Source organism: Streptomyces lavendulae subsp. lavendulae (genome assembly GCF_002803845.1).
Taxonomy (GTDB): Bacteria; Actinomycetota; Actinomycetes; order Streptomycetales; family Streptomycetaceae; genus Streptomyces; species Streptomyces lavendulae.
Window position 1 is genome coordinate 5,431,808 of record NZ_CP024985.1, and the last position, 18,493, is coordinate 5,450,300.

Genomic DNA, 18,493 nt, shown 5'->3' on the forward strand with positions numbered 1-18,493 from the left:
ACCGATGCCCCACCGCCCGGGCGGCCCCCGCCCCCCGACCGCTGTCGAGAATGCCAGCTCCGCCGCCTCCAGGGCAGCGGGATCGGCCGCCCCGTGGCCGTCAGGACGCGGAGGACGCGGCGTCGGCCCGCCCGGACCCGGACTCCTCGACGCCGAGGTCGGCGCGCATCGCGCCCAGCATCTCCTCCCACTGGTCCCAGAGCCGGGTGAAGTCCCCCTTGAGCTCTTCGAACGACCCGTCCGGATCGGGGTCGCCCTCTTCCAGGCACATGATCCGCCGGTAGGTCTCGGACAGGGTTCTCGTCATGGTGTTCAGCTCGGCCAGGACCCGGGCGGAGGCCACTATCTGAGCGGCGGCGAAGACCGAGTGGTGGTCGCGCCGCGCCTCCTCGATGACCTCCCGCGCCGCTTCCGTCACCGCGCCCTTGTGGACGGTCCACAGGAAGTTCAGCAGGTGGGTCCGGTACCTGCGGAAGGACGCGTTGACGTTCGCGTAGGCCTCCCGCCGGCGGGCCAGGCCGGCCACCTGCTGCTCGCGGAGCCACTGGGCCTCGGCGGCCCGCTGCTCCCGCGTGAACTGCTCCGACTGGATGCGGGCCAGCAGGCGCGGCGACAGCACGGACGCCATGAGCGTGCCCGCGACGCCCACCACCGCGACCGCCAGCCCGATGTACGTGCTCTCCACTGAACCCCCCACCTGACCCCACCGACCCCATGGGCGGATGCCGAGCCGACCCGCCCGTCCCCTCCCGGCGGTGCCCAGGTCAGGGCCCCGCGACACCTACGCGTTTCCCCCGAGGGATGGACGTACGGCAAGATGGGGTGTATCTGCCCACCATCGATCTGCCGGACGGTTTCTCTTGGCTGAGTACATCTACACCATGCGCAAGACGCGCAAGGCGCACGGCGACAAGGTGATTCTGGATGACGTCTTCCTGAACTTCCTGCCCGGCGCGAAGATCGGTGTGGTCGGCCCCAACGGCGCGGGCAAGTCCACCGTTCTGAAGATCATGGCGGGTATCGAGCAGCCGTCGAACGGTGACGCCTTCCTCTCGCCCGGTTACAGCGTCGGCATCCTCATGCAGGAGCCGAAGCTCGACGAGTCCAAGACCGTCCTGGAGAACGTCGAGGACGGCGTCGGCGAGATCAAGACCAAGCTCAACCGGTTCAACGCGATCGCCGAGGAAATGGCGACGAACTACACCGACGAGCTGATGGCGGAGATGGGCAAGCTCCAGGACGACCTGGACCACGCCAACGCGTGGGACCTCGACGCCCAGCTGGAGCAGGCCATGGACGCCCTGGGCTGCCCGCCCGGCGACTGGCCGGTCACCAACCTCTCCGGTGGTGAGAAGCGCCGCGTGGCCCTCTGCAAGCTGCTGCTGGAGGCCCCCGACCTGCTGCTCCTCGACGAGCCCACCAACCACCTCGACGCCGAGTCCGTGAACTGGCTGGAGCAGCACCTCGCCCAGTACAAGGGCGCCGTCGTGGCCGTCACCCACGACCGTTACTTCCTCGACAACGTCGCCGAGTGGATCCTCGAACTCGACCGCGGCCGCGCGCACCCCTACGAGGGCAACTACTCCACCTACCTGGAGAAGAAGGCCGAGCGCCTCAAGGTCGAGGGCAAGAAGGACGAGAAGCGCGCCAAGCGCCTCAAGGAAGAGCTGGAGTGGGTCCGCTCCAACGCCAAGGGCCGGCAGGCGAAGTCCAAGGCCCGTCTCGCTCGCTACGAGGAGATGGCGGCCGAGGCCGACAAGATGCGCAAGCTGGACTTCGAGGAGATCCAGATCCCGCCGGGCCCGCGTCTGGGCTCGATCGTGGTCGAGGTCAACAACCTCTCCAAGGCGTTCGGTGACAAGGTCCTCATCGACGACCTGTCCTTCACGCTGCCGCGCAACGGCATCGTCGGCATCATCGGCCCGAACGGCGCCGGCAAGACCACGCTCTTCAAGATGATCCAGGGCCTGGAGACGCCGGACTCCGGCGAGATCAAGGTCGGCGAGACCGTCAAGATCTCGTACGTGGACCAGGGCCGCGCCAACATCGACCCCAAGAAGAGCCTCTGGGCGGTCGTGTCGGACGAGCTGGACTACATCAACGTCGGCCAGGTCGAGATGCCGTCCCGCGCCTACGTCAGCGCCTTCGGCTTCAAGGGCCCGGACCAGCAGAAGCCGGCCGGCGTGCTCTCCGGCGGTGAGCGCAACCGCCTGAACCTCGCGCTCACCCTCAAGCAGGGCGGCAACCTGCTGCTCCTCGACGAGCCCACCAACGACCTCGACGTCGAGACCCTGGGCTCCCTGGAGAACGCGCTGCTGGAGTTCCCCGGTGCGGCCGTGGTCGTCTCCCACGACCGCTGGTTCCTGGACCGAGTCGCCACGCACATCCTGGCGTACGAGGGCGACTCGAAGTGGTTCTGGTTCGAGGGCAACTTCGAGTCCTACGAGAAGAACAAGGTCGAGCGGCTCGGCCCGGACGCCACGCGCCCGCACCGCGCCACCTACAAGAAGCTCACCCGGGGTTAGGCCGAGACCATGGCCAGACACCACTACCGGTGCCCCCTCCGCTGGGCGGACATGGATGCCTTCGGGCACGTCAACAACGTGGTCTTCCTCCGCTACCTGGAGGAGGCGCGCATCGACTTCATGTTCCGCCTGGCGCCGGGGGAGGGCAGCGACTCCTTCACGGGCGGCTCCGTCGTGGCCCGTCACGAGATCGACTACAAGCTCCCCCTCGTGCACCGGCACGAGCCGGTGCTCATCGAGTCCTGGGTGACCCGGATAGGCGCCGCGTCGCTGACCATCCGCTACGAGGTCAAGGACGAGGCGACGGCCGACGCGCCCGAGACGGTGTACGTCCGGGCCGAGACCGTGGTCGTGCCCTACAACCTCGCCGAGGGGCGGCCCCGCCGCATCACGGCCGAGGAACGGCACTTCCTGGAGCAGTACCTCGACACGCCCGCGGCGGCCGAAGGGCGCCTCGCGGCATGAACGAGCAGCTGCACTTCGCCGACTCCGGGGAGGCGGCGGACCTCGCCGCCTTCCTGGGCCGGCTGGTGCACTACGACCGCGCCGCCGCCGTCCGCCTCCAGGCGCGGGCGGGCGGCGGCGCGCTCGCCGTCTTTGGGCGGCCGCCGTCCTTCGACGTCCTGGCCGTCCGCACCGCACGGCTCGCCGCACCCCTCGCCACCCCGCTGGACGTGACCGTGTCCGCCGGTGAGCTGCTGGAGGCGGTCGACGAGACCGGCGCCGGGGTGCTCGTCCCCGGACCCGTCACCGGCCCGCCCTGGGCCGGGGTGCTCCCGCCGCACGGCGGCTGGCAGCCCGTGCCGGGACTGCCCGCGCCCGAGGCGGTACGGGCGGCCGTGGCCGCCGCGGTCGCCGAGTTCCGGGCCCGCGACGAGGCCCTGCCCCCGCAGCACCGCACCCGGTCCGAGCGGGACCGCATCGGCCGTGAGATCTGGTCGCGCACGCTGGGCGACACCGACCTCCCGCTGCGCGCCGTGCACGCGGCCCAGTCCCTGGGTTTCCTGCGCCCGGTACGGGCCACCGTGCCGCCAGCCACCACCCCCGCCGGAGCCCCCGCCCCGGTGGCGCTGTTCGCCTCCGGCGGCTGGCTGCGGCTGGCCACGCCCTACGGCTCCGTCGCCATGCGGCGCCCCGGCCGGACCGGCGGGCTCGGCGCCCTCCAGGTACGGCCGGTCTGAACGCGCGTACGGGTCCCGCGGTCCGGGCGGGCGTCCCGCCTAGCCCGCGGTGTTGATCATCGAGGCGGCCGCGTAGGTCAGGTACCGCCACAGCTGCGCCTCGTGCGCCGGCGCCAGGCCCAGCTCGTCCACCGCGACCCGCATGTGCCCCAGCCACGCGTCGTGCGCGGCCGCGTCCACCTGGAACGGGGCGTGCCGCATGCGCAGGCGCGGGTGGCCGCGGTGCTGGCTGTACGTCGTCGGGCCGCCCCAGTACTGCATGAGGAAGAGCACGAACCGCTCCTCGGCGGGCCCGAGGTCCTCCTCCGGGTACATCGGCCGCAGCAGCGGGTCCCCCGCGACCCCCTCGTAGAAGCGGTGGACCAGACGGCGGAAGGTCTCCTCACCGCCCACCTGCTCGTAGAAGGTCGTCTCCTGCACCGTGCTCTGCGGATCGTCATTCACCCGACCATCGTCTCAGACGCCCGGACGGAGGACCCCGGTCCTAGGACCCCCGCCGCCCGCCCGCGGGGGCGAGGGGTCGCACCCGGAGGCCGCCCGCAGCACAGTGGAGACATGGGCACGGGCGGCACGGGCGCTCACGCGTCACGCACTCCACGCGATACCCGCACCCCGCCGGACGGCCCGGCGGCACGGGACCTGCGGGCGACCGCGCACGCCGCCCAGGTACGGGAGCTCACCGCCGTGGGCGCGCTGGAGGACCCGGCCTGGCGGGCCGCCTTCGCGGCCGTGCCCCGGCACCTGTTCGTGCCGTACTTCTGGACCGGCCGGGGGGCCGGGCACGAACGGCTGTGGTGCGAGGACCCCGACCCCGTAAGGCGGGCCCGCTGGCTGCGCGGGGTGTACACGGACGCCCCCCTGGCGACGCGGCTGCGCGACGGGGAGCTGGTCTCCTCCAGCAGCCAGCCCTCCCTGATGGCGAAGATGCTGCAGAGCCTGGAGGTGCGTGACGGGGACGACGTGCTGGAGATCGGCGCGGGGACCGGCTACAACGCCGCGCTGCTGTGCCACCGGCTCGGCGAGGAGCACGTCACCACGGTGGACCTCGACGAGGAGATCACCGAGGCGGCGCGGGCCCATCTGGCCCTGCTCGGCTACCGGCCGACGGTGGTCACCGGGGACGGGGCGCGCGGCTGCCCCGCCCGGGCCCCCTTCGACCGGATCCTGGTGACCTGCACGCTGCCGCTGATCCCGCACGCCTGGCTGGGCCAGTGCCGGCCGGGTGCGCGGATCCTGGCCCCCCTGTCGACCGGGCTGATCGCCCTCACGGTCCGGGACGCCGACTTCGCGGAGGGCCGCTTCCTGCACACCTCCGCCTACTTCGTCCCGCTGCGCGGGGCCACGGCCTCCCCGCTGCCCGCGGGGACGACGGGGCCGCTGCACGGGGTGCCGTACGAGCTGGTGGAGAACGAGCGCTTCCAGTTCCTGCTGATCCTGACCGCGGGCGTGCTGCACCCGCGCGAGGCGCTGGACCTGTGGCGCGGCGAGGGGCGGCCGTCGCGCGAGCGGTTCGGCGTCACCGTCACGGCCGAGGGCCAGTGGTCCTGGCTCGACGATCCCCAGGGGCCCTACGTGTGGCCCCTGGGGGAGGCCGTCGGACAGCGCTAGCCGCGGCGGACGGTGATGGTGGTCCAGGCCCCGACGTGGACCCGGTCGCCGTCGGCGAGCGGGACCGGGACGTACGGCTGGATCGCTTCCTCGCCGCCGTTGATGGTGGTTCCGTTGGTGGAGTTCTGGTCCACCACGGCCCAGCTGCCGTCGGGCTGCTGCACCAGCACCGCGTGCTGGTGGGAGACGCCCGGGTCCTCCGGGGGCACCGAGAGGTCGACGTCCGGGGACTCGCCCGTCGAGGCGCGGCGGCGGCCGATGGTGATCTGGCCGCCGGAGAGCGGGAGGTGCTGCTCCGGGGAGTACGCGGGCAGGTTGAGCCCGGCCGCCTCGGGGCCGCTGCGCTGCATCATCGCCATGAAGTACGAGCGGTCGGGGCCGATCGTCGCCGTCCAGGAGCCGGTGCCGCTCTGGGGCGGGAAGGGCTGGTGAGCCTGCTGGGGCTGCTGCGGCTGGTACTCGTGCGGCTGGTGCTGCGGCGGCGGGGCGGGCTGCCCGGCCGGCTGCTGCGGGTACTCCGGCGGCGGCGGGGGCTGCTGCCGGTACTCCTGGTGCACGGGCTGGGGCTGCGCCGGCTGCGGCTGCCGCTCGGAGGCGGGCGGCGGCAGCAGCCAGTCGTCCTCGCCCTGCAGCGGCTCGGCGGGGCGGTTGACCCGCGAGGGCCGGGAGCCCTGGTAGTCGAAGTGGTCCTGGGAGTACACCGGCTGGGGCGGCGCCGGGGGCGGGGGCGGCGGGGTGCCCGCGCCCGTTCCCATTCCCGCGCCGGACGCCTGGCCCGGGCCCTGACCCGCCGTACCGTTCGGGGCGCCGTTCGGACCGGCGTCCGGGGCCGCGGCGTACGGGGTCGCGCTGCGCGTCAGGAAGTTGTACCGGCACTCCTCGCAGAACGGCGCCATGGCCTCGCGCGGGGTCCGGCACTGCGGGCACAGCTCGGCCTGGGCGGTCGGCTCACCCGAGGTGGGAGGGTAGCCGTAGCCGTAGGAGGGCGCCGCGGGGGTGCCCGTAGGGGCAGCCATGCGGTGGCCGCAGACCTCGCACCAGTCGTCGGAGGCGGACTGGTGCCCGTTCGGGCAGGTCGGCATCGCGGCGCTTCCCCCTTCTCCCTGCGTCAAGGCGTCAGGTCTTCTCAGGTCTTCTTCACTCGGACGGTCTGCGTCGAACGCGTTTCAAGGGTCATCTCGTCTGCATCGGCGACCTTCGCCTTCAGCCGCACAGTACCCGCCACGGCGTCCACGACATCCACCACCTTCGCCAGCAGTCTGGCAGTGTCCGCGTTCCCGGAGACGCTGGCCAGCTGCACGGCACGACCCAGTTTGGCCGTGGCGCCGTCGACATCACCCATTTTGCGGGCTTCCAGGCCCTGTTGGATAGCCTGCGCGAGCTCCGCCTGTCCTGTGTAGTGCGCCACTTGCGGGCTGATGGCGGTCGAGGCGGCCAGATCGTCGGTCCACACGGCCCGCACCAGACCCTGGGCGAGCGGGGGCTGCGGTCCGCCCGGCGGACCGGGAAGCACCAGCGAGGCGCGGGCGGCCAGCATCTCCTGGCCGACGGAGGCGCCCGGCACCCTGACGCACACGTGGTACTCGCGGGACTCGTCGCCCCAGGAACCGGTCGGGTAGTCCCCGGCGCGGGGACCCGCCGCGGTGCGGCGGTCCGTGAGGTCCTGCACCGACGGCGACACCTGCTTGACGTACCGGACCTCCGCGCCGACCGGGGTCCACAGGCGCAGCGCGACGTCCGCGACCTCCTTGCCCATGGCGTTCTCCATCATGCGCGTGAAGTCCTCGGCGAGGTGGGCCGGGTCGGCGACGATGTCGGCGGAGCCGAGCAGCGCGCTCGCGATCCCGGTCACCTCCTTCACCTCCCAGTCGGTGCCCACCCCGCGGGCGTCGCACGTGAAGCGGCCCGCGCAGGAGTCGAGGGTGGCGCGCAGCACGGCCGGTTCCTCGTGCTCGTTGCGGCCGTCGGTGAGCAGGACGCCGTGCCGGATGGTGGCGGTGGACTGCCGCAGCAGGCCGTCGGCCAGCCGGAGCCAGGTGCCGATGGCGGTGCCGCCGCCCGCGCCGAGGCCGCGCAGGGCCTCCTTGGCCTGTGCGCGGGTGTCGGGACCGGCGGTGGCGAGGCCGCCCCGGCCGGGGTAGACCTCCTTCGCCACATGGGTGCCCGCGATCACGGCGAAGGCGGTTCCGTCGCGGAGGGTGTCGATCGCGGCGGCGGTGGCCTCGCGCGCGCCGCGCATCTTGTCCGGCGGGTACTCCATCGAGCCGGAACAGTCCACCATGATCACGACGGCCGCGTCCCGGCCGAGGGCGCGGGTGGCGGTGGCGCCGCCGGTGGAGGTGACGGTCACGATGGCGTGCACGTCCCGCCCGCCCGCGGGAAGGAACTCGTTCTGGTACACCTCCACGCTGAAGCGCGGGGCGCTCGGCTTGGCGAAGTTCGCCATCGACAGGACTCCTCGGGGCTGGCTGGGGGAAGGGCGGATCAGGCCTCGGCGCGCGGTTCCGTCTCCGCTCGTACCGGCGCTTCCGGTTCCGCTTCCGCTGCGGGTTCCCTTACGGCTTCCGGTTCCGCGGCGAACGGCACCACGGCGACGGTGATGTTGTCGTGCCCGCCCCCGTCGAGGGCGTGTCCGACCAGCACCTGCGCGCTGTGCAGGGGGCGGGCCGCGGCGTCCGCGGGGAGGATCTGGGCCATGTCCGTCGCGGACTCGGCGTAGTTCCACAGGCCGTCCGTGCAGACCACGACCACGCCCGGGTGGTCCGGCCGGAAGCTGGCCGTGTGCGGGTCGAGGTCGTAGGCGTCGGCCCCGAGCCAGCCGGTGATGGCGTGCGCGCGGACGTCGGCGTACGCCTCGGCCTCGCCCATCAGTCCCGCCGCCACCATCTGCGCGGCCCAGGAGTCGTCCTCGGTGAGGCGGCGCGGCAGGGCGGCCCGGTCGTCCGGGACCCAGTAGGCGCGGCTGTCGCCGACCCAGCCGATGGTCAGGACCCCGCCGCTGACGACGGCGCCGACCAGGGTGCAGGCCGGGGCGTTCTGCGCGCCGGGGGTCTGCGGGGCGAGCGCGCTCACGGCGGCGGCCGCCGCCAGGATCGCCCCGTGCATGGCCTCCGACGGGTGGGCGCCGCGGGGGAGGGCGTCGAGCAGGGCCTCGTTGGCGGCGCCGGCGGCCGCCGCGGACGCCTCGTCGGGGCGGCTCGCGGAGGACACCCCGTCGCAGACGATGGCCACGGTGGCCGCGGAGCCGTCGGGGAGCGCGGTCGCCGCGACGGCGAAGGAGTCCTCGTTGCGGTGGTGGCGCAGCCCGCGGTCGCTGACCGCGGCGACGCTGCAGAGCTCCTCCTCCAGGTGGTCGCGCTCGCGGGGCTGCGCGTGGCCGCAGTGCTCGCAGTACCCGTCGGTGTCCACGTGCCCGGCCCGGCAGGCGACGCAGGTCTTCCCGCCGTCCCCCTGCGGGGCGGCGGCGTACGGGTCCCCGGGCGCGGCCGGGCCCTGCGGTTCCCCGGCCGCGGCCGGGTCCTGCGGGGCGGCGGCGTACGGTTCCCCGGCCGCGGGCGGGCCCCAGGGCGTACCTCCGGGGGGCGTTCCGGTCCCGCCGGGGAGGTCGTGGCGGACGGGTTCGGAGCCGTACGGGGTCTCCTGCCCCGGGCCGGCGGAACCCCACGGGCCGTCCCCGCCGGGCTGCGCCGAGACGTCCCCGGCCAGGGTCGGGGCGTGCTCCTCGGTGCTGCCCCACCCGGGCGCCGGCACCCCGGCTCCGCCGGGGTGCGCGGCGGTGTCCCCGGCCGGGACCCCGCGCGCCGCCGGCGCCGACACCAGGGCGGCCCCGGCCGGGCCCGCCGCGGCGTACCCGGGCCCGGTCACCGGGGTCACCGGGGTGACCGGGAGGGTCGGCGTCGGATCCGGGTCGGGAGGCGGCGAGGAGAGGGCGTATCCGCACACGCCGCAGAAACGGTCACCCTCTTCGAGGGGCTCCGCGCAGCCGGGGCAGCCCGACAGCCGATGCATCGACATCAATCACACCCACGTCCGGGGTCGGAAACGGTTTGCCCGCTCCACCAGTTCGATCCTCTCCTCGCCCCGCTGCGCCAGCCGGGCGAGGACGCGGTAAGAGCGCTCCAGGCCGAAGCGCAGCCCCCGCTCGTCCAGTTGACTGCCGAGCAACGAGGTCCGGCCGGGGTCGGCACCCCGGCTACCCGACAGTACCCAGTCCAGGGCCGAGCCCAGAACCTCCGTCGCCAGCCGCTCGTACCGCTCCGGATCCAGCCCGAACCGGCGCAGCGCCTCCACCTGGCCGGACGCCGCCAACAGGTCGGCCAGCAGGGCCTCCTGAGGGGACCGGTCGCGCAGGCGTGCCCGTACGGCCGCCACCCGTGCGGCCGTGTAGTGGATCGAGGCCTCCGGCACGGACTCCAGGGTGAGCACCGCCGCCTCCCGGTCACCGGCGGCCAGTTGGACCCGGGCCAGGCCGAAGGCGGCGCTGACGAACCCCGGGTCGGTGATCCAGACCAGCCTGTAGTACTCGGCGGCATTGTCCAGTTGCCCCAGCACCTCCGCGCACAGCCCGAGGGCCAGCTTCGGGGCGGGCTCGCCGGGGAAGGCGTCGTAGATGGCGTCGAAGGACAGGGCCGCTATCTCGTCGTCGCCGGTGGCCAGCGAGGCGATCCCGCGGGCCCACACCACCCGCCAGTCGTCCGGATGCCGTTCCTCCAGCTCGGTCAGGGCCTCCCCGGCGACGGCCAGTTCGCCCAGTTCGAGCCGGGCGCGCAGCTCCCGCAGCCGCAGCTCGGCGGAGTCGGCCGGGGCCGAGCCGAGGGCGCCCAGCAGGTCGGCCGGGGCGGAGGCGAGGAGTCCGGCCAGGAACCCGGCGTTCGGGTCGGCGGGGTCCACCAGCGGCACCGGCAGGGCCAGCGCGGTGTCGTGCGCGTCGAGCGGGGCGGGCCCGGTCGCCGCCGGGGCCGCCACCGGGGCCCCGGCTCCCGGAGGAACCGCCGCCAGAACCGGAAGCGGAGCCGGAGCCGGAACCGGATCGGGCCCCGGCGCCGCGCTCCCGCGGCGGGGCGCGGGCACCCCGGCGCCCGCGATGTGCGTGGCGGAGGTACCGAGCGCGGGCACGCTCCCGGCCCCGGACCCGGCCCCGGGCCCGGCCCCCGCCCCGGCCCCCGTCACCGGAGCGGGCACGGAAACCCCGGCCCCGGACGGCTCCGGCACTCCCGCGCCGGCCGCCCCCGGCTCCCCGGCCGGAGCCGGAGGCGGAAGCGGAGCCGGACCGGGAACCGGCGCCACCGATCGGCGCCGGCGCCCCCACACCCCGCGCGGGACCTCCCGCACCCCCAGCCGGGACACCTCCGCCCCCGCCACGTCCGCGTACAAGCGGGTGTCGGGAACCCGCAGTTCCGGCCCGAACAGGGTCGACGGCTGCGGCCGCGGCCGTCCCGTCTGGAGCGCGACCACCTCCCGCAGCACGCCCGTCAGCTGGTCCGCCATCTCCTGCGCGGAGGCGAACCGCCGCCCCGGATCCGGGTCGGTCGCCCGTACGAGCAGCCGGTAGAACGACTCGTACCGGCCGAAGACCTCGATGTGCTCCGGATCCGGCAGCGAGTCCACGAACACGTTCGTGTAGCCCTGGAAGTCGAAGGTCAGCACCGCCAGGGTGCGCGCCACCGTGTACAGGTCCGAGGCCACCGAGGGCCCCAGCTCCGCCACCTCGGGCGCCTGGTAGCCCACGGTGCCGTAGATCGCCGACTCGTCGTCGTCCATCCGCCGGACCGCGCCCATGTCGATCAGCTTCAGCTGGTCCTGCTGCTGGATGGCGTTGTCGACCTTGAAGTCGCAGTACAGCAGGTTCCTGCTGTGCAGGTGGCCGAGGGCCTCCAGGGCCTCGATCCCGTACGCGCAGGCCTGTTCCACCGGCAGCGGGTCCCGCCGCCCGTCCGGCCGGCGCCGCTCGTTCGCGATCTCCTTCAGCGACTTGCCGCCCACGTACTCCATGACGATGTACCCGTCGAGCGAACCCGTCCGCTGGTCCAGGTGCTCCACGAAGTTGTAGATCCGCACGATGTTGGAGTGCTCGATCTCCGCCAGGAAGCGCCGTTCGGAGATCGCCGCCTCCATCGCGTCCTGGTCGCCCGTGTCCAGCAGGCCCTTGAGGACCACCCACCGGTTCGAGACCGCCCGGTCCACCGCCAGGTAGACCCAGCCCAGGCCGCCGTGCGCCAGACAGCCCGCCACCTCGTACTGGCCGTGCACCACGTCACCGGCGCGCAGCTTCGGCACGAAGGAGTACGGGTGTCCGCACTTGGTGCAGAACCCCTCCGTCCGGCCCGGCCGGTCGCCCCGCGCCCGGCCCACCGGCGCCCCGCAGTCCGAACGCGAACAGAACCGCTTGCGCTCGGGCACCTCCGGGTTCTCCAGCACCGCCGCCGAAGGATCCGGACGCGGCACCTCCGGCATGGTGACCAGCCCGGCACCCAGCCTGCTGCGCCCCGACGAGGGGGCGGCGGAACCCGAACTGCGCACCGACACCGAACGGGTGGACGCGGCACCCGGCAGGGACCGCGAGAGCCGGCCCGACACCGACCGGCGCGAGGACGAGGAACGCGAGGACCGCGAGGAGCGCGCCGACGCCGAGGAGCGGCCCGAACCGCGCGAGCCCGCCGACCCCCGGGAATCCCCGTGCCGGGCGGCGCTCGTCATCCCCGTCGGCGGCGACACCAGCTCCTCCGCGCCCGCCGCGACCGAGCCGACCGGCGCGAGCCCGCAGGTGTCGCAGTAGACCTCCCCGCCGCCCATGTCCTCGTACGTCCCCGGGCAGCCGGGACGCCCGCACGGCGTTCCGATCAGGCTCACGCGTCCTCCTCCTCCGGCCCGGCGGGCCGGTGGTCCTCCGGCAGGGGCTGCCGCGGTACCAGTGTCTCGGCCGTCGCCCTCTGGTAGCGCAGGACGGCCTGCTCGGCGGCGCGCAGGTCGCACGGCGCGCTCCAGAGCATCCGCCGCGCCGCGTCGTAGCGCTCGATCAGCAGCGGGTCCTCCGCCATGCCGTGCCGGGCCACCTTCGCCTTGTACGCGTCCAGCCGGCCGCGCAGTTCCGCCCGCACCGCCAGCGGCGCCGTCACCGCGGTCAACGATTCGCGGGCCCGGGTGAGTTCCTCGTCGGACCGGTCCTCCAGGGAGTCCAGCAGCGGCGACAGCCGGTGCCACTGGGACCGCCGCCGGTACTCGGCCGCCGCCGCCAGCTCCTCCTGCAGGGCCGTCGGCGGGCCGCTGACCGCCGGGACCTCGGACGCCGCGATCTTCGCCAGCACCTCGACCCGCGCCGTCCGCGCCTCCGCCAGGGTCCGGTCGGCCCGCGAGAGCACGTCCCGCACGCCGATCAGCCGCGCCTCCGCGTCCTGCCGCACGGTCAGCACCGCCTCCACCTCACGGCGTACGTCGTCCAGCGCGCGGGCCGCCCGGTCGTAGCGGCCGGTGTCGGGCCGGCCCCCGCCGGGGGCGGAACTCCCCGCCGCCGGGATCCAGAACCCCAGCGGGTCCGCGATCACCCGAGCGCGCAGCTCCGCCAGCTCGGCGGTGATCTCCTCCAGGTCGTCCCCCGAGGGGTGCTCGCCCGGCCGCACCCCGACCGAGTGCGCGAGGGCGCGCGTGCGGTGCAGTTCGGCGCCGAGCAGGTCGATCCGCGCGGGCAGCGCCGACCACACCGCGTCGGCGGCGACCACCACGTCCAGGGAACCGGCGTACAGCTCGTTCATCCGGGCCACCAGCTCGGCCAGCGAGAACCGCTCCGCCAGCGCGCTGCCCCCGGCTCCGGCCCCGGCGATCACCACTCCGGGACCGCGCAGCCGCTCGGTCAGCTCGGCCAGGTCCTCCCGGGTGGGCCAGCGGCGCCGCTCCCGGATCTCCCGGGCGGCGGCCAGCGCCCCGCTGTAGGCGTCGAAGTACGTCCACAGCCGGGTGACCGCCGCGTCGGCGGCGGCCCAGCGCTCCTCGGTGACCCCGCTCAGCGCGGCGCCCTCCAGCAGCCGGCGTCCGGCGTGGTCCTGGAGTGCGAGCAGCGAGGTCTCCACCGCCTCGTGCTCCGCGCCCAGCCGGGCCAGCGCCCGGTCGACCTCGTCGCGGTCCATCACGTCCCGCCCCGTCCCCGGTCGGCTCGCGTACGGCCTCGATTCCGCCACCGGCTCAGCCGTTCCGGTACTTGGGCGCGGGCGGCTGGGCCTGGCCCGGCAGCACGTTCTCGAAGTGCTTGCGGTAGGAGACCGCCCAGGGGCTCTGCTCGCCCCCCGCGCGGTAGTTCTCCAGCACCTTGTTGACCCGGCGCACCAGGTCGGAAGCGTCCTTGTTCATCGCCACCCCGTAGAACTCCCGGGTGAAGGGCGCACCGACCAGCTGCACCGACGGGTCCTGCGCCGCCTGGCCGGCGGCCAGGGCGTTGTCCGTGATGATGCCGTCGACCTCGCCCAGCTGCAGCCGCACCAGGCAGTCCAGCTGGTTGGGCACGGACACGGCCGCCGCACCGTACGACTTGGCCTTGAGCGCCGCCTCCGCCGTGGAACCGGCGGCCGTGCAGATCCGGCGGCCCTGCAGCGAGGCGTCGTACCCGGTGATGTGCGAACCCTTGGGGGCCAGCACCTGCTGCCCGGCCTCGAAGTAGGCCGTGGAGAAGGCCACGTCCTCCAGCCGCTTGCAGTTGATCGTCATGGTCCGCACGACCACGTCGACCCGGCCCTCCTGGAGCGCCGGGATGCGCTGGCTGGTGGGGATGGCCCGGTAGATGACCGCGTCCTCCCGGCCCAGGATGTCCTTGGCTATGGCCTTGACCAGGTCGATGTCGAAGCCGTCGAGGTGGCCGTCGGGGTTGCGGTAGCCCCACTTGAAGCTGTTCTGGTCCACACCCGCCACCAGCTTGCCCGCCTTGCGGATCCGCTCGATCGTCGGACCGTCCATACCGGACGGGGCCAGGCTGGCCTCCGGGTCCTGGCAGGTGTCGGCGGGGGCGAAGGGGGCCGCCGCCATCGTGGCCGGCTCCTGGACGGCGTTGCGGTGCGCGGTGCCCGGCGAGGTCCGGGCCAGCGGCAGCAGTACGGCCGCCGCCGTCACCGCGCAGGCGGCGGCCATCGCGCTCACCCCGCCCCAGCCGCGCAGCCGGCGCACGGCCCGCCGCGGCCGGGCCGCCTCGGCCGCGGCGGGCGCCCCGGCCGTCGCTGCGGCCGGGGCCGACGCCGCCTGGTGCCCCGCTCGTGTCCGCCGTATCCGCATCGATCTCACCTGTACTCCGAAAGCCTGCGACCGATGCCGAGGAGGGCGGCGGCCGCACCGACGGCCGCGAGCGCCGCCGAGCCCGTGACCAGCCCGCCCAGTGCGCCGAGCCCGCCCCGGGCGGCCCGGGTGAACTGGTTCTGCTCGTGGGCCACGGCCCGTTCCAGGGAGGCGTCCACCGTGTCGAACGAGGCCCCGCTGCTGTCCGGGTGCCGTTCGTCCCCGATGACCTGCGGAAGGGCGAGCTCGTAGTCGCCCTTCATGTCCGATTCCCGGGCCGCCGCGTGCCGCTGCTTCCACTGCGCCACACCCGCCACGGCCTGCGAGACGGGCTCGCGGCCGCTCGTGTCGTCGGCCAGGCGCAGGGCCCGCGCCAGGCCCTCGTCGAGCTGCTTCATGTTCTTCTCGTAGTCCACGTCGTACTTGTCGGACTTCTTGTCCGCGGCCAGTACGGCGCCCCGCGCGATCAGCGTCAGGTTCTCGTTGGCCCGCGCCTGGAGCGAGGCGATCCGCGCGTCGTTGAGCACCTTCAGCGACTCCTGGCCGCCCGTCCGGGCCTCGCTCAGCCCCGACCGGGCGAACGTCTGGCCGACCGTCAGCCACAGCAGCACGATCGCGGCGGCGGCCGTCGCGGCGAGCAGCCCGTGGTTGAAGACCCTGTGGGTGCGCAGGTAGTTGCGGCGCTGGGCCCACACCAGGGCGGCCAGCGCCAGCACTCCCGCACCGGTCGAGGCCAGGGGCCAGGCGCGGGCCTCGTCGTAGTCCGTGTAGAGCCGGCCGGTCTCCGCCTCGTACAGGCGCTGCGCGGCGGGCAGCAGGACCGTGCTCATCTGCTCGTTGGCGTAGCGCAGGTAGGCGCCGCCGAGCGGCAGGCCCTGCCGGTTGGTCGCGCGGGCCTGCTCGATCAGGCCCGTGTAGCGGGGCAGCTGCTCGCCGAGGAGGGCGATCTCCTTGCGCGAGTCTCCCCCGGCCCCGGTGTTCGCGGCGGCGCTCACCAGCAGCCGCGAGGCGTTGGCGATGTCCTTCTCGTAGCGCAGGCGCACGTCGCGGGGCTCCTGGGCGCCCGCCAGGAAGCCGCTGGAGGAGGCCGTGTCGGCATCCGCGAGGGAGCGGTAGATGCTCGCCGCGTCCGCGCTCAGCGGCTGGCTGCGGCCCACCACGTCGTCCGCGGCGGTGACCCGGCCGGAGACCTCCCACACCGCGACCGCGCCGAACAGGACGACCAGCGCGGCCAGCGCCGCGCCGATGATCCGCAGCCGGCCCGGCTCGGTCGTGGCCGCGGCGCGCAGCCGCTCGACGCCCTCCGCCCAGGCGGTGCTCCGCCCCGGCGGCCCGGACGCCCCCGACGGCGCGGGCGCTCCCGCGTCCGGCCCGGAGGCGGCGCTCCCGGGCGCGGCCGCGCGTGTCGTGATGGCCACCCTGACCTCCCCCTCGGTCCTCTGCTCCGCAGCAGTATGGCCGTAGTGGCGACCGACCACAGCACCCGGAGCCCGATCTTGGGCGATCCCACGCCCCCGTGCGCCCCCTTGCCGCCCCCACGGCTCCCCGTCCCCCTTCCCACCTCAATACGCCCCGCCACGCCCCACGGTTCCCGACTCGCCCGCCCGGCGCGCGGGTTCACCCGAAGTGGGCACGGAGCTTCGCGTGGGAGTCGGGTGGGGCGGCGAGGGCGTCGAGGCCGAGGAGGGCGGCGCCCAGGACCGGGGGGGCCGTCACCACCGAGAGGCGGGCCAGCGGGGCCCGGGCGGCCAGGAGTTCCGCGATCCGGTCGTTCAGCTGCGGGTGCCCGGCCGCGAGGACGCTGCCGCCCAGCAGCACCGGCACCTCCTCCCGCAGCAGGTCCAGCCGCTCCAGCGCCACCGCGGCCAGCGCCACCACCTCGCCGGCCTGGCGTTCCACGATCGCAGAGGCCACCGGGTCGCCCGCGGCGGCCACCGCGAACAGCACCGGCACCAGTTCGTGCATCCGCCCGCGGGCGACCGCGCCCAGGTGGAGGGCCTCGATCAGCGCGGCCATCGAGGCCAGCCCGAAGTGCGCGGGCATGGCCTGCGCGAGCAGGGTGGGGCCGCCGCGTCCGTCCTCGGCGCGCGCCGCCCACCACATGGCGTCCTCCGCCAGGCCGCCCCCGCCGCCCCAGTCGCCGGAGATCACCCCGAGGGCGGGGAAGCGGGCGGTCCGGCCGTCGGGCAGCATCCCGACGCAGTTGATCCCCGCCCCGCACACCACCGCGACCCCGCGCGGCAGGTCCGTTCCGGACAGTCCCGCCCGAAGGATCGCGAAGGTGTCGTTGCGCACCTCGGTCCGCGTGCCCCAGCCGCGCGCGCCGACCGCGGCGGTGAGCTGCCGTTCCTCCACCGGGAGGTCGGCGTTGGCCAGGCAGGCCGAGACGAGCTCGGCGCAGGGCGCGCCGGGCCGCAGCCCAGCCGCGGCGGTGGCCTCGTCGACGGCCTGCCCGAGCACGTCCACGGCCGCCTCGATGCCGATCCGGGGCGGCTGGAAGCCCCCCGAGCGCCCGGTGCCGAGGACGGTGCCGTCGGCGCCGATCAGGGCCACGTCGGTCTTGCTGTTGCCCGCGTCGACGGCGAGGACGGCCGCCGCGGGGCCGCTCGCGCGGGCCGTGCCGGTCGTGCCGGTCGTGCCGGTCGTGCCGGGCACACCGGTCACGCCCATGGCAGGTGCTCCTTGTTGTGCGCGAGCAGCCGGTCGGTCAGCCCCTCCGCGAGGTCGTACTGGCCGACCAGCGGATGTGCGAGGAGCGCTTTGGAGACCCGCTCGCGTCCGCCGCGCAGCGCCGCGTCCAGCGCGAGGTCCTCGTACGCGCTCACGTGGGCGGTCAGTCCGGCGAACAGGGGGTCCAGGCGGGGCACGGGCAGCGGTACGGGACCGGAGCCGTCGACGCGGGCCTGGACCTCGATGACGGCGTCGTCGGGCAGGAAGGGCAGGGTGCCGTCGTTGCGGGTATTGACCACCTGCACGGAGGGGCCGCCGCCGCCCAGCAGGGCCGCGGCGAGGTCCACGGCGGCCTCCGAGTAGAAGGCGCCGCCCCGTTTGGCCAGCAGTGCGGGCTTCTCGTCGAGCGCGGGGTCCCCGTACAGGGCGAGGAGTTCCTTCTCCATCGCGGCGACCTCGGCGGCCCGGGAGGGCTTCTCGCCCAGTTCCCGGACCACCTCGTCGTGGGCGTAGAAGTAGCGCAGGTAGTACGAGGGCACGACGCCGAGCCGGTTCAGCAGGGCGCGCGGCAGGCGCAGGTCGGCGGCGACGGCGTCGCCGTGGCCGGCCAGCAGCCGGGGCAGCACGTCGGTGCCGTCGGGGCCGCCGAGGCGTACGCCCGTCTCCCAGGTCAGGTGGTTGAGGCCGACGTGGTCGAGGTGGACCTCGGCGGGGGCCACGTCCAGCAGCGCGGCGAACTTCCGCTGCAGGCCGATGGCGACGTTGCACAGTCCGACCGCCTTGTGCCCGGCCCCGAGCAGGGCCCGGGTGACGATCCCGACGGGGTTGGTGAAGTCGATGATCCAGGCGTCGGGGGCGCTCCGGCGGACCCGTTCGGCGATGTCCAGCACCACGGGGACGGTGCGCAGGGCCTTGGCCAGGCCGCCCGCGCCGGTGGTCTCCTGGCCGACGCAGCCGCACTCCAGTGGCCAGGTCTCGTCCTGGAGCCGGGCCGCCTGGCCGCCGACGCGCAGTTGCAGCAGGACCGCGTCGGCGCCGGCCACCCCGGCGTCGAGGTCGGAGGTGGTGGTGACGGTGCCCGGGTGGCCCTGGCGGGCGAGGATCCGCCGGGCCAGGCCGCCGATCAGCTCCAGCCGTTCGGCGGCGGGGTCGATGAGCACCAGTTCGGCGACCGGCAAGGTGTCGCGCATGCGTGCGAAGCCGTCGATCAGTTCGGGCGTGTAGGTGGAACCGCCGCCCACCACTGCGAGTTTCATC

Annotated in this window: 16 protein-coding genes; 5 read left to right on the plus strand and 11 right to left on the minus strand. The window is 74.5% G+C overall.

The window, feature by feature from the left end:
- Positions 1-100: 100 nt before the first annotated feature.
- Positions 101-685: a hypothetical protein gene (locus SLAV_RS24115; RefSeq protein WP_051840788.1), complete on the minus strand. Its 585-nt coding sequence runs from the start codon at positions 683-685 to the stop codon at positions 101-103.
- Positions 686-860: 175 nt separating this feature from the next.
- Here SLAV_RS24115 and ettA point away from each other — a divergent pair, with 175 nt between their 5' ends.
- The 3 genes from ettA to SLAV_RS24130 are packed head-to-tail and all read left to right on the plus strand — an operon-like array spanning position 861 to position 3,706.
- Positions 861-2,525 carry an energy-dependent translational throttle protein EttA gene (ettA, locus tag SLAV_RS24120; protein ID WP_078950289.1) on the plus strand — a complete coding sequence of 555 codons (1,665 nt, stop codon included), beginning with the start codon at positions 861-863 and terminating at the stop codon, positions 2,523-2,525.
- 9 nt (positions 2,526-2,534) lie between these two features.
- Positions 2,535-2,990, plus strand: a complete 456-nt coding sequence (locus SLAV_RS24125) for an acyl-CoA thioesterase (protein WP_030229562.1) — start codon at positions 2,535-2,537, stop codon at positions 2,988-2,990.
- Positions 2,987-3,706: a DUF8010 domain-containing protein gene (locus tag SLAV_RS24130; RefSeq protein ID WP_030229563.1), complete on the plus strand. Its 720-nt coding sequence runs from the start codon at positions 2,987-2,989 to the stop codon at positions 3,704-3,706. The genes SLAV_RS24125 and SLAV_RS24130 overlap by 4 nt, the downstream gene beginning before the upstream one ends.
- Positions 3,707-3,745: 39 nt before the next feature.
- Here SLAV_RS24130 and SLAV_RS24135 read toward each other — a convergent pair whose 3' ends face one another.
- Positions 3,746-4,150, minus strand: a complete 405-nt coding sequence (locus SLAV_RS24135) for a globin (RefSeq protein WP_030229565.1) — start codon at positions 4,148-4,150, stop codon at positions 3,746-3,748.
- Positions 4,151-4,261: 111 nt separating this feature from the next.
- On the opposite strand from SLAV_RS24135, the gene SLAV_RS24140 reads away from it, so the two are divergent.
- A complete protein-coding gene (locus SLAV_RS24140) occupies positions 4,262-5,314 on the plus strand; it encodes a methyltransferase domain-containing protein (RefSeq protein WP_030229566.1) in 1,053 nt (350 codons plus the stop codon).
- Here SLAV_RS24140 and SLAV_RS24145 read toward each other — a convergent pair.
- Genes SLAV_RS24145 through SLAV_RS24160 form a run of 4 tightly spaced genes read right to left on the minus strand, consistent with a single transcriptional unit; the run spans position 5,311 to position 11,758 of the window.
- Positions 5,311-6,396: an FHA domain-containing protein gene (locus SLAV_RS24145; protein ID WP_030229567.1), complete on the minus strand. Its 1,086-nt coding sequence runs from the start codon at positions 6,394-6,396 to the stop codon at positions 5,311-5,313. The genes SLAV_RS24140 and SLAV_RS24145 overlap by 4 nt on opposite strands.
- A 44-nt stretch (positions 6,397-6,440) precedes the next feature.
- Complete coding sequence (locus tag SLAV_RS24150; RefSeq protein WP_030229568.1) at positions 6,441-7,760, minus strand: VWA domain-containing protein; 1,320 nt, start codon at positions 7,758-7,760, stop codon at positions 6,441-6,443.
- 38 nt (positions 7,761-7,798) lie between these two features.
- Positions 7,799-9,328, minus strand: a complete 1,530-nt coding sequence (locus SLAV_RS42560) for a PP2C family protein-serine/threonine phosphatase (protein WP_063760290.1) — start codon at positions 9,326-9,328, stop codon at positions 7,799-7,801.
- Between the two features lie 3 nt (positions 9,329-9,331).
- The gene (locus SLAV_RS24160) at positions 9,332-11,758 is read right to left on the minus strand and encodes a serine/threonine-protein kinase (protein ID WP_425276223.1); all 2,427 of its coding nucleotides are present in this window, start codon (positions 11,756-11,758) and stop codon (positions 9,332-9,334) included.
- 7 nt (positions 11,759-11,765) lie between these two features.
- Here SLAV_RS24160 and SLAV_RS43680 point away from each other — a divergent pair, with 7 nt between their 5' ends.
- Positions 11,766-12,089, plus strand: coding sequence for a hypothetical protein (locus SLAV_RS43680; RefSeq protein ID WP_425276224.1), 324 nt, complete (start codon positions 11,766-11,768; stop codon positions 12,087-12,089).
- Between the two features lie 70 nt (positions 12,090-12,159).
- Here SLAV_RS43680 and SLAV_RS24165 read toward each other — a convergent pair whose 3' ends face one another.
- From SLAV_RS24165 to SLAV_RS24185, 5 genes are all read right to left on the minus strand, one after another.
- A complete protein-coding gene (locus tag SLAV_RS24165; RefSeq protein ID WP_030229574.1) occupies positions 12,160-13,434 on the minus strand; it encodes a hypothetical protein in 1,275 nt (424 codons plus the stop codon).
- A 55-nt stretch (positions 13,435-13,489) separates the two neighbouring features.
- On the minus strand, positions 13,490-14,425 hold the full coding sequence (locus tag SLAV_RS24170; protein ID WP_234333562.1) for a glutamate ABC transporter substrate-binding protein: 936 nt from the start codon (positions 14,423-14,425) through the stop codon (positions 13,490-13,492).
- A gap of 146 nt (positions 14,426-14,571) precedes the next feature.
- Positions 14,572-15,984 carry a GlnX family signal transduction membrane protein gene (locus tag SLAV_RS24175; RefSeq protein WP_030229576.1) on the minus strand — a complete coding sequence of 471 codons (1,413 nt, stop codon included), beginning with the start codon at positions 15,982-15,984 and terminating at the stop codon, positions 14,572-14,574.
- A gap of 199 nt (positions 15,985-16,183) precedes the next feature.
- A complete protein-coding gene (locus SLAV_RS24180; RefSeq protein ID WP_078950291.1) occupies positions 16,184-17,236 on the minus strand; it encodes an N-acetylglucosamine kinase in 1,053 nt (350 codons plus the stop codon).
- Complete coding sequence (locus tag SLAV_RS24185; RefSeq protein WP_030229579.1) at positions 17,227-18,492, minus strand: 6-phospho-beta-glucosidase; 1,266 nt, start codon at positions 18,490-18,492, stop codon at positions 17,227-17,229. The genes SLAV_RS24180 and SLAV_RS24185 overlap by 10 nt, the downstream gene beginning before the upstream one ends.
- Position 18,493: the final 1 nt, after the last annotated feature.